Consider the following 14166-nt stretch of genomic DNA (forward strand, 5'->3'; position numbering starts at 1 on the left):
AGGTTGGGCTCAGCCCATCACTTCCATCAAATGATTAACAGCTTTTTCGCCATCCAGCGTGGAATAGTATTCCGCCTTCATCAGGATGACCTTGACTTCATTGCCATGCGTGTACTCTTCGACTTCATCTAAGATGTAAGCCAGATGCGGTCCAACCATCAAAGCATCGATTTCATCAATATAATTTTCAATTTCCGATTCGCTGCGAGCCTTGATATCCAACTCCAGCCCCATCTTGGATGCCGCCTTGCGCATGTTCGCAGCCATAAAGCCTGAACTGGCTCCTGATCCGCAAACCAATAAAACATTTAACTTTTTCATGTTCCTTCTCTTCCTTTCCGGGCATGCCCTGTCCATCGACAAACCTAGTGTAAGACATCGCGAATTCATCGTCCAACCGTCATTTGCACGGGGTTGGGGCAACTAATTATTTTCCCCGATAGCGGGCATTTCTTTAGGTAGATATCAAAGCTTACCTTCGTTATAATCAAAGCAGTTTGATATCGTTCTAACAATCAGATGGGGTATTTTTACATTCTGCTTTAATCATGAATCATGATTTTCTTTCATCATTCATGGTGAAAATCCAGGGGAGGTGCAGAACAGGATGAATTGGAAAACTGAAAAACTGATCCGTCTGCTTTTGGAAATGCAGCCCAGCACAGCCCAGACTTTGGCTGAACGCATGGGTGTATCCGTGCGTAGCATCAAAAATTATGTGCATGAGATCAACAGCGAAGCCTCGGAAACGGTTCTTTCTTCCCGTGACGGTTATCGCCTTGATGTGGAAAAAGCCAAGGCCTTGCTGGATGAAAAGACCGACAACATTCCCCAGACATCCCGGGAACGGGTCATCTATATTCTGAATCAGCTGCTGAATCATCATAATAATGAAACCGTCAACCTGTATGATCTCAGCGATGAAATGTATATCAGCATGTCCACATTGAAAAATGAGCTCCAAAAAGTAAAACGCAAGCTGGCGCGCTTTGATTTAAAGCTGATCACCCGCGGCGACGATGTGTCGATCAGCGGGCTGGAAAAAAACAAGCGGAAAATGCTGAGTTCGATTCTTTATGATGAATCGAATGTCAACTTTTTAAACCTGCAGGCAATTCAAAACGCTTTCTCCAACATTGATATCGAATTCATTAAGAATACCGTGCTTCAGACCTTTGATGAATATCATTATTTCATCAATGACTATTCCCTGGTCAATCTGGTTCTGCATATCACGATCTCGGTCGACCGCATCCGCAATCAGAACATGAATACCCAACAGATTCAGGAACTGCCGGCTGTCCGCCTGCATGAATATGAGCTGGCTCAGCGTGTCGCCGAACAGCTGGAGGAACATTTTCAGATTCAGTACAGCGATGCCGAGGTGTATGAGATGACGCTGCTGATCATCTCCCGGGCGACAACGATTGATTACAAAAGCATTAACGCCTCCAACCTGGAAGAATTTGTCGGCAAGGATTGCCTGGATCTGGTCAAGCAGCTGATTCAGGACGTCAGCGCCTTTTACTACATTGATTTAAGCGAACAGGAATTTCTAATTCGCTTCGCGCTGCACATCCGCAACCTGTTAGTTCGCTCCAAGAATAATTATTTCTCAAAAAATCCGCTGGCTCAGGGAATTAAAACATCCTGTCCGATGATTTATGACGTATCGGTTTCGCTGGCGGGAACGATCAAGGAAAAGACCGGCGTTTCCATCAACGACGATGAAATTGCCTATATCGCTTTCCATTTAGGAAGCACGATTGAAGCGCAGAAAAGTCTGACAACCAAAATTACCGCCATTCTCTACTGTCCAAGTTATTACGATATGAATCTGAGAATTACCGATACCCTGAATCAACATTTTTACAATGAGCTGCTGGTCACTAATATTCTGACAGACGAAAGTGATTTTACCAAAGTCAAAGGAACAGATTTGATCATCTCCACCATGCCGCTGACGAAAATCTATACGACGCCGTCCATTCAGATCCATCCCTTTCTGACGGATAAAGACCGCATCAATTTGAAAGAGAAGATCGACGAAGTCCGGAAGCAGAAAAAGAAAAAAGAATTCGAGACTTATCTGCGCGAACTCATCATTCCGGAATTTTTTGAAAAGAAAAACACGCTGAAAAATCAGAATGCCTGTATTTCCTATATGGTCAATAAAATGGTTCGGTACGGCTATGTGGATTCCAGCTTTAAAAATGATATTCTGGAGCGGGAGAAAATGTCGACTACCGCTTATGGCAGTTTCGCGATTCCCCACGCTATGAAAATGTATGCCCATAAAACAGGAATCAACATCATAGCCAGCGATGAGGAAATCAACTGGAATGGTAAAGCAGTTCATCTTGTGCTGATGATGTGTTTTAACATCAATGAGCGTTATATTTTCAATGAAATCTTTGACCCTATTACGATGATTCTCAGTGAGAATGAAAATGTAAAAAAGATTATCGCCTGTTCGACCTATGAAGAATTCATTTCCAATATGGTTGAACTGTTATAACTCCCAGACCGCTGCAGTTTGTCAATGACGGCAAATCAAGCGGTTTTTTCATTGTTTTCCGATTCTCGTCCGGCATAGCTTCCAGCTTCAGGAAATGAAGCCGTTTTCAGTTTCCGTTTGTGATACAATAACAGGGGTGATATTATGGATTACAAAAATAAAGTGATTTACCAAATCTGGCCGCGTTCTTTTCAGGATTCCAACCATGACGGCATCGGTGATCTTCGCGGAATCCTGCAGCGCCTGGATCATCTGCAGGATTTAGGGATTGATTTGATCTGGCTGTCGCCGGTCTATTGTTCCCCCAATACAGATTACGGCTATGACATCAGCGATTATTACAGCATTCATCCGGATTTCGGAACGATGGATGATTTTGATGCTTTATTGGCAGAATGCAAAAAACGCGGGATGGGGATCATCATGGATCTGGTGGCAAATCATACCAGTGATCAGCATCCCTGGTTTCAGGCATGCCTGAACGATGTCAACAGCCCTTATCGGGATTGTTACTACTTCCGCGAAGGCATCGGTAACAAAGAACCGAATAACTGGATCAGTATGTTTGGCGGCAGTGCCTGGACAAAAGATCCGCTGAAACCGCAAAGCTGGTATCTGACGACGTTTACGCCCCATCAATGTGATCTCAACTGGGAGAATCCCCGTGTTCGCGAGGAAGTGGCCAACGTCATGCGCTTCTGGCTGGAAAAAGGCGTCAGCGGCTTCCGCATGGACGTCATCAACACGATTGCCAAACAGCCGGGACTGCCCAGCTGGCACCCGGAGAAAAAAGGCTATCAGTTTGCGAAAGATCTGATGACCAATCTGCCGAAATCCCACGAATATATTCAGGAATTGATCGGCAAGCTCAGTCAGGATTTTGATTTCATCACAATCGGCGAAGGCATGATGGCCGATAACGATGCCTGCGCTCTGTATGCCGGGGAAAGCCGCGGCGAGCTCAACATGATGATCATGTTTGATCTGCATCTGCAGGACTGCGGGCCCTTAGGCAAATATGATTTCCGCAAGCTTTACCACTGGACCATTCCCGGCTTCAAGTCGATCATTTTCCGCTGGCAAAGCGACAGTCAGAAACGGAACTACTGGGTTGCCAATTATATGAACAATCACGATCAGCCTCGTTCGATATCCCGTTTCGGCAACGACAGCCGCTACCGCGTCGAAAGCGCCAAGGCGTTTGCCTTGATGAATTTGACATTAAGAGGAACGCCGCTGATCTATCAGGGTGAGGAAATCGGCATGACCAACTGCCGTCTGGAAAAGGATGAATGGCGTGACTATGAGGCAATCAACATTTACAGCACGCTGCAGACCATGATGCATCTGCCGAAGTTTATCGCCAAGAAAGTGGTGCAGCGGATGACCCGCGACCATGCCCGAACTCCGGTGCAATGGGATGCGAGCGATTATGCGGGCTTCAGCGATCATCAGCCCTGGATCAAAGTGAATCCCAACTATAAGCAGATCAATCTGAAAAATGATCTTGTCTTGGAAACAAGCATCAATCGATGGTATAAACAGGTCATTGCCCTGCGCAAAGCCTATACCGCACTGAATACCGGCATCATGAAGCCTGTTTTAAAAAACCACAAACAGATTCTCGGCTATGTCCGTAAGGATGACAAGGCAGAATTTCTTGTCTTGATCAATCTCAGCGGTTCGCTTGCCCGGTTTGATCTGAAAACCGAAGGCTCAATCTTGATGGATTCTTATCCTGATCCTCAGCCTCAGCTGCTGCGGCCTTATGAATCCAGAGTGATTCAAATTCGTTAGGCAGTCAGTTTAAGTCAGGAATACCAAACAAAAAGGCGGAAATTCCGCCTTTTTATCGTGAATGAATTTATCCTTGTATCATAACTGCTTGATCTGGCATTACTTCTTGCGGTGATTTTCAGGAAAGGAGAACTCCTCATCGGGTAATAAAGGCAGTCCTCCAAATTCTGGACGGGTAATATCATCCAGTTCACGAATGCTTTTATTATGCCGCTCCGGATCTTTCTTCCATAAATTCAAATAGATGCAGTCGATGAGAAATAACTGTGAGCAGCGATTGGTGATGGACTTGAAGTTCGTATAAATAATGAATTCCGGACAGCATAACGAATAATCAGACATGCGTTTTAAGGTATTGTCCTGAATTCCGGTGATGGTGATCAGCGTCACGCCCTGCTGCTTGGCAAACCGCGCCAGTTTGTTGGTCACCGTTGATTCTCCGGAAGAAGAAACAAAGAACGCTACATCGTTTTTCTTCATTTTCTTTAATAAAGAGATCGCAACGAAATTATCTTCCGAGTTATAAGCTTCAATCCCAATCTCAAGCAGCCGATTTGTAAATAATTTAGCCAGTATATTGGATGACTGCGCTCCAAAACAGAATACTTTTTCAGCTAAATATAAGCGGTCGACAATGATATCAATCGTCTGTACAGGATTATAATCCATGACTTCTTTCAATGTCGCATCATAACTTCGATACAGTTTTTCATTGGTTTCCACTGTATCTTCCTCCGGACTGACAGAGGAAATATCCATATCATTTAAGCTGCTTTTGATCAGATCATCGTATAAATCCTTATAACTTTTATAGCCCAGTTTCTGTGAAAAACGAATAATTGTCGACTGTCCGACTTCGGCCCTTTCCGCCAGTTCATAAGAAGTTAAATCTTTTACACTCTGAAAATTATCGACAAGATAAGCTGCGATCCGATTTTCTGAATGAGTTAACGAAGGCAAGGCTCTTTTTAAATTAACAATAAACATAGTTTTTCCTTATTTTGTAAATGAATTGAATTCATCTTACCATTGATACCCTAAATTTGTCAATTCCGCCTTGATGCAAACGAAGATGCAAAGCGGCTTTTTTCTGATTCCCCTATTGCCTTTCCCAAGCCGTCCATTTTTCTCTCTAAACGCCTCGATCAAGATGCTTTTTATTGAATCACCAAAGCTTTAAAACATAGAATTTAAACGATGAACAGAAAGTCACAGCGGACAAGTTTTCCTGCTTATCCGCCGTTCTTTTTCACTTTTTCTCTGGAAAACGGAATTCCTCAGCCTTGCCGAATATATTCATCCAGCGGATTGGTCTTCGCTAAATCATAATATTTTGCCAGAATTAAATCGTAGATCAGTTGATCTTTGGCATCTGAATCAGGATTTAGTCCGCAGACCACTTTGATGGTTTCCTCGATTCCCAGCGTGCGGATTTTTTCATGCAGCTGATCAGTCCGCGGATCCCCTTCATTATGAAAGTAAAACCCATAAGCTGCATTCTGACATATATGGACTGGCAGTATTCCGTATTCAAGCGCATTCAGGGCTGCGCCGATAAACCGATCAGTCCGGCGCAGTTTGCGAATCGGATCGTTGCCGACACGGATAACCGTATCCTTCATCGTCCGATCGCGATACCATGCCCACAGTCCCAGCTTTGTTTCCCGATCCTGTACTTTGGGCAAGCCATAACGCCGAGCCAGCCCCTGATAGGCCTCCTCTGCCGCATAATAAGCCATTCGGCTGATCTGATCATCATTAGCCGCATCGCAGACATTTTCATAACCATAGTATTGACCAAGATACGCCAACGAACAATGGGACGTGTTGACATTCCATATCTTACAGTGCATAAACCGCAGCGTGTCATCTTCTTCGACGAAAAAGCTTGGCAGAATAATTTGATCCGCTTTCCTGATCTGAGCGGTGTTGACCTGCAAGCAGGAAAAGGCATCATTTTGAATACTGCAGAGGTCACGCGCTTTCTGTTGAGGGGTTGGAAACGAGCTCACACGATAGATAATGGATTCGGCCAGAACGTAATAACGGTCATATTCCTTTTTTTCCTCAGCGGACAGATGTTGTTCAAAAGCTTTTGAAAAATAGTCATACAACCCGATGTAATTCGCGCCAACGACCAGGGCTGTTTGTTTATGGATATCCTGCTTTATCCGCAAAGCAATCGCGTCTTTGATATCTTGGACGATTGATTCAAAAGCATCGTCAAACGTAGCGGTAAATATTAAATCCGCTTCAGCCAGGGCCTGCAGATATAACGGCCGATCCCGATGAATATGAAAAGCCTGATAACCGCTCACAACACATTCATCAAACCCGCTGCCGTCGGCATTTTCAGAAAACGAAAGGTATTGTTTCTGCCGATTCAGCTGATCAATCAGTTCAGCATTGATATCTCCAAATGTGATCGAGTACCCATCCTTATAACAAAACTCACCGTGAAGTCCGCGGCCGCTGCGGCCGGCTCCAATAATTACGACATTTCCTTTTTTCTTCATCTTCGTTTACCTCTGCTTAAAAGATTCCGACGGCTGCACCTAAAATGCAGACTGCGAAAATACCGAATATAATCTTCATGATGCTTGTTTTCTTTCTGATCAGATTCAGACAGAGAATCGCAAGCGACAATTCCAGAATTCCCGGAATAATGCCGTTAAAAATGTCCAGAACATTCAGCTCCGCGCCGCTGAGATTCAAGACCAGATTGATCGGTATACTGACCTGCTGAGCAACCATGCCGCCGATCATCACCAGGCCGATCGTCGCCGCAGTTTTGGTCAGCAGCTGAATCAATCCTGATTCATAAACCTTGCTGATAAAACCGGTTCCCAGTTTATAACCGATAAATGTCAAATAGTAACGCAGGGCAAAGCCGGGGATATTAAAGAGCAGAGCGAACAGAATTGGGCCTAAAGCGTTGCCCGCAAGGCAATACGGCAAGGCGATTCCAGTCACGATAACACGCCAGGTAACCCAGAAAATCGAATCGCCGATTCCGGAAAGCGGTCCTTGAATACTGGCCTTTACAGCGTCGATTGAAGAAACGTCAAAGTCCTCCTTTTCCGCGGCTTCCTTTTCCATAGCGGCAAAGATTGAATAACATAACGGCGCTACCTGCGGTGTGATGTTGAAAAAGCCTTTCGATTCCCGATCAAGTACCTTGAGCTTTCGCTGCTTCTGCGCAGGATCTTTGTCACTGTTAGGATAAAGCCAGCTGATATAAGGATAGAGCACCCATGCGACAGAAGTTCCCAGCATCCGGCTGTAACACCAGGCGATCGCATAGTTATTGCTTCTCCAAAACATACTGTTGAGCAGTTTCACTTCATCGTTAGACAGTCCTTCTTTTAATTTACTCATCGAAAGAAATCCTCCTCTTCTGTTTCAGGTGTTTCTGTAAGCACTGAGGCTTCAGCGGCCAATTTGCGCTGATCAAAATAACTGAATACGTCCCGCAAAGCGATAAAGACCGCAATTATTGCCAAAAACAGGATATCCAGATTCAAATATTTCATCAGGAAGAAACCAAAGAGGAAATACAAGGCTGTTTTCTTATCCCATAGCTGCGAAGTCAAAACCGCAAGACCGACGACAGGAAGCATGGCACCCGCAGCATTCACGCCGGTCAGCACAAATTCCGGCAGACTGCCCATGATGGCGGAAACCAAATCGCCGCCGAATAAAACCGCAAGGAAGACAAACACAGCACCGATAGAAAGCTCGATAAACGACAGACAGTGGCTGACGATCGTCCATCCCCGATAATCATCTTTCATTAAAAATTTGTCAATCATCGGAGTGAAGATTTCGCCGATCGCCGGCTCCATGGCAATCGCCAAGGCACACAGGTAACCGATTGGCGTCGCTACCGCAATCGCTTCATTCACCGATAAATTATTTAATATGGCAAAGGAAACTGCAATCGCGGCCGAAGCTCCGGGATCGGCCGAGGTTGCGCTGCCGACGAAAACAACGCCCATAAAAATCAATTCCAGCTGCGCGCCGATAATGCAGCCCAGCTCAAAATTTCCAAGAATCAAACCGACAAGCGGCCCCAGGAAAATTGGTCGGTCCAGCATCATGTTCGGGGCATGATAGCCGGTCAAGTGGCAGGCCCACATCGCGAAGGCGACTAAAAAGGCTTTTAATAACATGTCATTCCCTCCTCTTTAATGAATAACGATTGTTTTTTTAGGTTGATTGGCTAAGACCTGGCAGTAACAATTCAGATCTTTGGCCATAATCTTCTGAATCACTTCCAGCTCCTGCGGATCCACTGACAGATTTGAAGTCAGCATTTTCTTATTGACGCCGTTAGGATTCGCCTGGAATCCATAATTCGCCAGATTGACATCATGAATCGCAGGTACACTTTCAATCAATTTTAGAACATTGTACGGATTGGCGCAGATCACTAAAATCTTCATCGCCTCGCAGCGCGGATCATTTAATATCTTCGCGGCTTTCTCGACTGTGAGAATCAGCATTTTTGCTTCCTTAGGTGCACTCATTTTTAGCAGCTGGCATTGGATTTCATTCTGCGCAACTTCATCATCCGCTAAGATGATTCTGGCAATTCCTAAAAATCCGATCCAGGTGGTTGTCACCTGTCCATGAAGCAAACGTTCATCTAATCGTAGATAAATCATCATGATCTCCTTTTCAAAGCATCAGCTTAAGTTAACCTATTTATTTTTAAAGTCTGAATCCATCATTCTTTCTATCTTCCGCCGCTTATCTCAGCTGCCGTTAACAGACAGCCCCCAGGGATCAGCCTTCCGCCTCCTTGTTAGGCTTCAAAAAAATCAAAATCCTCGTTGGCGGGCAAATCCTGAAGGGCATCATTCATCAATACGATCTCCTGCTTGGACTTTTCAACGACCTCACGAAGATAAGCCGGATTGATCATCGCTTCATCGGCAACGCTTAATTCCAGCAGCAGCGCTAAGTTAAAACCTGTAATCAGGTAGAAATCGTGCTGCAGGCAATGCTGCGCAACTTTCTGATTGACACTGCCTCCCTTGAGATCCGTTAGAATAATCAACGTTTCTTCCGGCTTTTTATTTTGCAGCAGAGTTTCAATATAATGATCCGGATGCATCTCTTCGGTGAAGCAGCTGACCGCTGTTAATTCGCAGTTTCCCGCAAGAAACTGAACGGTTTCCTTCGCTCCCTGAGCCAGGCCGGCATGCGTCATAATTACAATTTTTTTCATGCCTTACTCCCGATAGGTGATTGTCATTAAATCCAAATTCCCGCAGATTTCGATTTTTCCAAAACGGCAGGGAACAAACACAGTTTCTCCGGCTTTAATCTCACAGTCATTTATTCTCCCGCTGCCATTGGCACAGACATAAAACATAAACGCTTCCGTTTCAAAGAAACCTTGCTCTGCAACCTGGATCCGACCGGCGGTGTAAACGTTTTTTTCGTCATAGAACCGTGTGATTTCACAGCCCTCCGCTTTGGTCTTCTCGGGCCAGAAGGCATTCAGCGTGTCATCGGGAATCCGGATGTTGTCAAAAACCTGCTGAATATGAAGCTCTCTTTCTTTGCCGGTTTTCGGATCGATCCGATCAAAATCGTATAAGCGGTATGTAATATCGGCATTGGTCGAAAAAGCGACCGCAATGGCTCCCTGACAGAAAGCATGCAGTGAACCTGCTGGAACATGGATATACTGACCGGGCTGCATTTCAATATAACGAAACAGACGATCCCAATTCTTTTCTTTTGTCCATTGCTCAAATTCAGCCTGTGTCTGGGCATGATGACCGATGACCATGCGGTTTTTCTCCGGTCCTTCCAAGATCACCCAGCCTTCCGGTCGGCCGCGGCTGCCCTCTGTTTTCAAAGCATAGGCATCATCAGGATGCAGCTGGATTGATAAGTAGCTGTCAGAATGTGCCATACAGACTTCGACAGGCATGATCTCACTTTGAATGCCAAACAGCTCTCGGTTATGTTTATAAAAGTCCGATAAGTGCAGGCCAGTGCCGGTTACGACATTATCCAAATGGCCCGGCATCGCACAAACGTTATAGACTTCCGCAATATTCTCAAGCTCTGTTTCATAGTGATATTTCGTTCTTAAGGCCTGAGTGCCCCAAATCCGCTGTTCAAATACCGGCTCAATCTTATAAATCTTTTTCTCCATTTTCATTTCTCCTCTGTTTTTTTAACTTCATTCTTAATCCAAATACGATAGAATACAGAGATCGGCAGCCTGGTCAAAGACTAATTCTGAACTGTGAGCGGGAACAAACAGGGTTTCCCCAGGCTTTATTTTCATCCCGTTTATCGCTGTTTCACCCTCTAAACAAAGGATAAACATGAACTCCTCCTGTTGATAGCGGGAGTTGGGCGTTGTTTTAATGCGTTTGCCTACATATTCTTTGGGTTTGGAATAGTAATCATAAATCAGACAGCCCTTAGATTGGTACGGTGTAACGGCATAGGGATGAATTTCATCATCCGGAATCCGGATATTATCCAATACGCCCTGAATATTCAGCGGCCGCTTCGGATCATTTCGGTCATAATCGTATAAGCGGTAGGTCACATCTCCATTCGTTGAATAAGCGACCATGATCACACTGCCGTCGCCGCTTTCCGCATGAAGTGTTCCAATCGGTGTATGGGTAAAATCAGTCGCTTTGCCTTTCACTTTTCGCAGCAGCGTATCCCACTCTCCTTTTGCCACTTTGCTTTTCAGCTCTTCCATTGACTGCGCAGTATGTCCGATCATGAATTCCACTTCAGCATCGGAATCCGTCAGCGCAAAGCCGCCTTCGATCTTTCCCCGCATCTGATCATGAGCTAAACCATAAGCATCGGTAGGATGCAGATGAACTGATAATTTTCCATCGGCACAGGCAGTCACCAAACGAACCGGCAATGCATCGGCATCGCAGTCAAACAAGTCGCGATGTTGTTGATAGAATTGGGAAAGCGGAATATTCTCACCTTCGACCAGGTTGTCCAAATGACCTGGAATCGCAATGACGTGATAGGCCTCCGCAATATTCTGCAGGTCCGTCTGATAATGGAATTTTTCCCGAATCTTCTGTCCTCCCCAAATTCTTTCTTCGTAAATGGGCTGGATGCGATAATACTTATCCATACTCTCACTGCTCCTTTCAACAGTTTATATAGTAAGGCCGCGGCACCTTTACTCTCTTATTTCATGGTCTGTCACTCAAGATAAGGAATGGCTTCCAGCAAATCATTGATCATGGCATCTGCCTCATGCTGATCCATGCCAAACCGATCATCCCGCAAAGCCAACGTTTCCATACCAGCATTGATGCCTGCGCGAATGCCGTAAAACGAATCCTCGATCACTAAGCATCGGTCCTTTGAAACATTCAGCAGTTCGGCAAGCCGATTGTATATCTCCGGGTTGGGTTTTGATTCCGCAACCATTTCACCGCTCAGAACGGCATCGAAATATCTCGCAAAGCCGGTCTGGCTGAGCATTTTCTCTATTTTATTTCGCTTGCTGCTGGAAGCCAGTCCCACTTGGTAACCCTTTTGTTTCAGGAAAACGAGCAGTTGTTCTGCATGTTTCATTTTGATATCTGCATAGGGAATACTTTTTCCATTCAAATAATTCAGTAATTTCTGGTTTAACTGAATGAAATCAGGTTGATCCTCTATGTTTTCAAATACCCTTTTCCAGGTTGCTTCTTCACCGGATGATCCGATAAAACGACTCAGATACAAGGAATCAGGATCATAATTCGTTTTTTCTCTGAAAAAATCCGCAATCATTTTCTGCGTATATCCTTCTGAATCAACCAAAACGCCATCCATATCCAACAAAACAGCTTCCTTTTTCATTTTAATCCCTCAAATTCATAATTTTATATATTTTTATGAATTTATTGTATTTCTGTTTTTCTGCTTTGTCAACCTCTTCTGTGAAATTATTTGTAATCTTTATTCATTTCTTGTTTTTCTATCAAAATCATTACTTATTTGTATTTTTAGCCATTTTCTATTCATTTGAAATTTTAAAAATTACATTCAGTGAATTACAGAGGGATATTTGACTTTAACGCAAAAAAAAGAGAGAATTTAGAATTTCTCTCTTATGTCTACTTTATTCTCAACGTTTAAGAATCAGGCTTCAGCCGCAGTCTGTTCCAGCACCCAACGACGAACATCTTCCATCGAGTCAACAATCGCCCAGGCTTCATGATTGCGGAATTGTTCCAGCGGAGCAGTATCCGGAATCGCGAACACCCGCACCCCAGCTGCATAGCCCGCTTTCACACCGTTGGCTGAATCCTCAATGATAATGCATTCTTCCGGTTTCAGTCCTTCCATCTCCATCATTTTATTGTAGAGATCCGGATGCGGTTTTCGCCGTCCTGCTTCATCCCCGAAAATACCGTTGTCATAGCAGCCGGTCAGTCCGGCCTTTTCCAACAGATATAAGGCATATTCACGCGGTGTTGAGGAAACGATCAGACGCTTCACTCCCAGTTCCTTCAAAGTCTTTAAAATCGCACTGACTCCCGGACGCAGCGGCATTCCGTTAGCTTCGATCCAAGCGTCGCTCATCTGTTTTTTCTCTTTCCACATCGCTTCATACACATCCATCGGCGGCAGCAGATGCCCGAACCGCTCAAAGTTTTCCTGCTGCGAACCACCCATCATTTTTGTCATGACTGAGACATCAAAGACATGCCCACGAGCTTCATTCACCTTTTCCCACATCGACAAACTAATTCGCTCACTGTCAATCAGCACCCCATCCATGTCAAACATCACCGCTTTTAACTTTGCCATTCTATCCCTCCATGATTTTGCGAACTGCTTCAGCTGCAGTTCTGACGTCGCTTTCCATGATACCATAATGTGTGACAAAGCGAAACAGGCCGTGATTCTCAGGATTCGTTAAAATTCCTTTTTCGTTCAATTTTTTCAGGAAATCAGCCGGCTGGATTTTATCATTACACAGTTTGAAGAATACCATGTTGATCTGAATTCGTTCTTTTTCAACCTGAATTCCTGGGATTTGTGCCAGCAATTCCCCCAGCAGCTTAGCGTGATTATGATCTTCCTGCAAGCGCTCAGTCATCGTATCCAAAGCTGTCAGTCCGGCCGCCGCCAAAATCCCAGTCTGTCTTAATCCGCCGCCTAGCAGTTTGCGGTTGCGCCGTGCCCGTTCAATAAAGGCCCGATCCCCGACCAGAACTGAACCGATCGGCGCCGCCAGCCCTTTGGAAAGACAGAAGCTCACCGTATCCGCGCAAGCCGCGATTTCACTCACGGAACAACCGCATGCAACGGCCGCATTAAAGATCCGCGCGCCGTCTAGATGCACGCGCAGTCCCAAGGTTTTTGCCGTCTGATAGGTCTGCCTCAGCAAAGGCAGTGGGACAATGCCGCCGTTGGATAAAGCATTTTCCAGACAAACAAGCCGGGTCTGCGGCTCATGGATATCCTCACTGTGAATCGCGGTGCGGATCGCCTCGGGTTCAATCCAGTCCTGAGGATGATCGACAGGATGAATCATTACCTGGGCAATCTGAGCTGCCCCGCCGACCTCATGGGTAACCAGATGGCTGTGGCGGCCCGCGATGATTTCATCTCCCCGCTGCGTTTGACTCATTACCGCTAATAAATTCCCCATCGTACCGCTGCAAACGAACAAGCCCGCTTCCTTCCCCAACAGTTCGGCGGCTTTGCGCTGAAGCTCATTGACTGTTGGATCATCTTCATAAACATCGTCTCCGACAACTGCTTCTGCCATTGCTCTGCGCATGGCAAGGTTAGGCTGAGTCACGGTATCGCTGCGTAAATCAATCATTCATTTCCCTCTT

Annotated in this window: 14 protein-coding genes; 2 read left to right on the forward strand and 12 right to left on the reverse strand. The window is 45.2% G+C overall.

What is annotated here, in order from left to right; genetic code table 11:
* Positions 1 to 9: 9 nt before the first annotated feature.
* Positions 10 to 321, reverse strand: coding sequence for a PTS sugar transporter subunit IIB (locus MCG46_RS13620; RefSeq protein WP_240280470.1), 312 nt, complete (start codon positions 319 to 321; stop codon positions 10 to 12).
* Between the two features lie 286 nt (positions 322 to 607).
* Here MCG46_RS13620 and MCG46_RS13625 point away from each other — a divergent pair, with 286 nt between their 5' ends.
* Positions 608 to 2518, forward strand: a complete 1911-nt coding sequence (locus MCG46_RS13625; protein ID WP_240280471.1) for a BglG family transcription antiterminator — start codon at positions 608 to 610, stop codon at positions 2516 to 2518.
* Between the two features lie 144 nt (positions 2519 to 2662).
* The gene (locus MCG46_RS13630) at positions 2663 to 4315 is read left to right on the forward strand and encodes an alpha-glucosidase (RefSeq protein WP_240280472.1); all 1653 of its coding nucleotides are present in this window, start codon (positions 2663 to 2665) and stop codon (positions 4313 to 4315) included.
* A gap of 99 nt (positions 4316 to 4414) precedes the next feature.
* On the opposite strand, the gene MCG46_RS13635 is transcribed toward MCG46_RS13630, so the two are convergent.
* From MCG46_RS13635 to ltaE, 11 genes are all read right to left on the reverse strand, one after another.
* Positions 4415 to 5302 carry a MurR/RpiR family transcriptional regulator gene (locus MCG46_RS13635; protein WP_154239045.1) on the reverse strand — a complete coding sequence of 296 codons (888 nt, stop codon included), beginning with the start codon at positions 5300 to 5302 and terminating at the stop codon, positions 4415 to 4417.
* A gap of 290 nt (positions 5303 to 5592) precedes the next feature.
* Positions 5593 to 6831, reverse strand: coding sequence for a hypothetical protein (locus MCG46_RS13640; RefSeq protein WP_240280473.1), 1239 nt, complete (start codon positions 6829 to 6831; stop codon positions 5593 to 5595).
* 16 nt (positions 6832 to 6847) lie between these two features.
* The gene (locus MCG46_RS13645) at positions 6848 to 7693 is read right to left on the reverse strand and encodes a PTS system mannose/fructose/sorbose family transporter subunit IID (RefSeq protein WP_240280474.1); all 846 of its coding nucleotides are present in this window, start codon (positions 7691 to 7693) and stop codon (positions 6848 to 6850) included.
* Positions 7690 to 8487, reverse strand: coding sequence for a PTS mannose/fructose/sorbose/N-acetylgalactosamine transporter subunit IIC (locus MCG46_RS13650; protein ID WP_240280475.1), 798 nt, complete (start codon positions 8485 to 8487; stop codon positions 7690 to 7692). The genes MCG46_RS13645 and MCG46_RS13650 overlap by 4 nt, the downstream gene beginning before the upstream one ends.
* A 15-nt stretch (positions 8488 to 8502) precedes the next feature.
* Positions 8503 to 8982, reverse strand: coding sequence for a PTS system mannose/fructose/N-acetylgalactosamine-transporter subunit IIB (locus MCG46_RS13655; RefSeq protein WP_240280476.1), 480 nt, complete (start codon positions 8980 to 8982; stop codon positions 8503 to 8505).
* 140 nt (positions 8983 to 9122) lie between these two features.
* Positions 9123 to 9548, reverse strand: a complete 426-nt coding sequence (locus MCG46_RS13660; RefSeq protein ID WP_240280477.1) for a PTS sugar transporter subunit IIA — start codon at positions 9546 to 9548, stop codon at positions 9123 to 9125.
* A 3-nt stretch (positions 9549 to 9551) separates the two neighbouring features.
* On the reverse strand, positions 9552 to 10490 hold the full coding sequence (locus MCG46_RS13665) for a class I mannose-6-phosphate isomerase (protein WP_240280478.1): 939 nt from the start codon (positions 10488 to 10490) through the stop codon (positions 9552 to 9554).
* A 33-nt stretch (positions 10491 to 10523) separates the two neighbouring features.
* Positions 10524 to 11456 carry a class I mannose-6-phosphate isomerase gene (locus tag MCG46_RS13670; protein ID WP_240280479.1) on the reverse strand — a complete coding sequence of 311 codons (933 nt, stop codon included), beginning with the start codon at positions 11454 to 11456 and terminating at the stop codon, positions 10524 to 10526.
* Positions 11457 to 11527: 71 nt separating this feature from the next.
* On the reverse strand, positions 11528 to 12175 hold the full coding sequence (locus MCG46_RS13675) for an HAD family hydrolase (RefSeq protein WP_240280480.1): 648 nt from the start codon (positions 12173 to 12175) through the stop codon (positions 11528 to 11530).
* A 282-nt stretch (positions 12176 to 12457) separates the two neighbouring features.
* Positions 12458 to 13129 carry an HAD family hydrolase gene (locus MCG46_RS13680; protein WP_240280481.1) on the reverse strand — a complete coding sequence of 224 codons (672 nt, stop codon included), beginning with the start codon at positions 13127 to 13129 and terminating at the stop codon, positions 12458 to 12460.
* Position 13130: 1 nt separating this feature from the next.
* Positions 13131 to 14153 carry a low-specificity L-threonine aldolase gene (gene ltaE / locus MCG46_RS13685; RefSeq protein WP_240280482.1) on the reverse strand — a complete coding sequence of 341 codons (1023 nt, stop codon included), beginning with the start codon at positions 14151 to 14153 and terminating at the stop codon, positions 13131 to 13133.
* Positions 14154 to 14166 lie beyond the last annotated feature (13 nt).

The organism is Holdemania massiliensis, assembly GCF_022440805.1.
GTDB classification, from domain to species: Bacteria; Bacillota_I; Bacilli_A; order Erysipelotrichales; family Erysipelotrichaceae; genus Holdemania; species Holdemania massiliensis_A.

Coding starts and splice junctions, on each gene's coding strand:
- MCG46_RS13645 (WP_240280474.1), bottom strand. CDS start 7,693: ATGAGTAAATTAAAAGAAGGACTGTCTAACGATGAAGTGAAACTGCTC.
- MCG46_RS13650 (WP_240280475.1), bottom strand. CDS start 8,487: ATGTTATTAAAAGCCTTTTTAGTCGCCTTCGCGATGTGGGCCTGCCAC.
- MCG46_RS13675 (WP_240280480.1), bottom strand. CDS start 12,175: ATGAAAAAGGAAGCTGTTTTGTTGGATATGGATGGCGTTTTGGTTGAT.
- MCG46_RS13635 (WP_154239045.1), bottom strand. CDS start 5,302: ATGTTTATTGTTAATTTAAAAAGAGCCTTGCCTTCGTTAACTCATTCA.
- MCG46_RS13680 (WP_240280481.1), bottom strand. CDS start 13,129: ATGGCAAAGTTAAAAGCGGTGATGTTTGACATGGATGGGGTGCTGATT.
- MCG46_RS13670 (WP_240280479.1), bottom strand. CDS start 11,456: ATGGATAAGTATTATCGCATCCAGCCCATTTACGAAGAAAGAATTTGG.
- MCG46_RS13625 (WP_240280471.1), top strand. CDS start 608: ATGAATTGGAAAACTGAAAAACTGATCCGTCTGCTTTTGGAAATGCAG.
- MCG46_RS13665 (WP_240280478.1), bottom strand. CDS start 10,490: ATGGAGAAAAAGATTTATAAGATTGAGCCGGTATTTGAACAGCGGATT.
- MCG46_RS13640 (WP_240280473.1), bottom strand. CDS start 6,831: ATGAAGAAAAAAGGAAATGTCGTAATTATTGGAGCCGGCCGCAGCGGC.
- ltaE (WP_240280482.1), bottom strand. CDS start 14,153: ATGATTGATTTACGCAGCGATACCGTGACTCAGCCTAACCTTGCCATG.
- MCG46_RS13655 (WP_240280476.1), bottom strand. CDS start 8,982: ATGATTTATCTACGATTAGATGAACGTTTGCTTCATGGACAGGTGACA.
- MCG46_RS13660 (WP_240280477.1), bottom strand. CDS start 9,548: ATGAAAAAAATTGTAATTATGACGCATGCCGGCCTGGCTCAGGGAGCG.
- MCG46_RS13630 (WP_240280472.1), top strand. CDS start 2,663: ATGGATTACAAAAATAAAGTGATTTACCAAATCTGGCCGCGTTCTTTT.
- MCG46_RS13620 (WP_240280470.1), bottom strand. CDS start 321: ATGAAAAAGTTAAATGTTTTATTGGTTTGCGGATCAGGAGCCAGTTCA.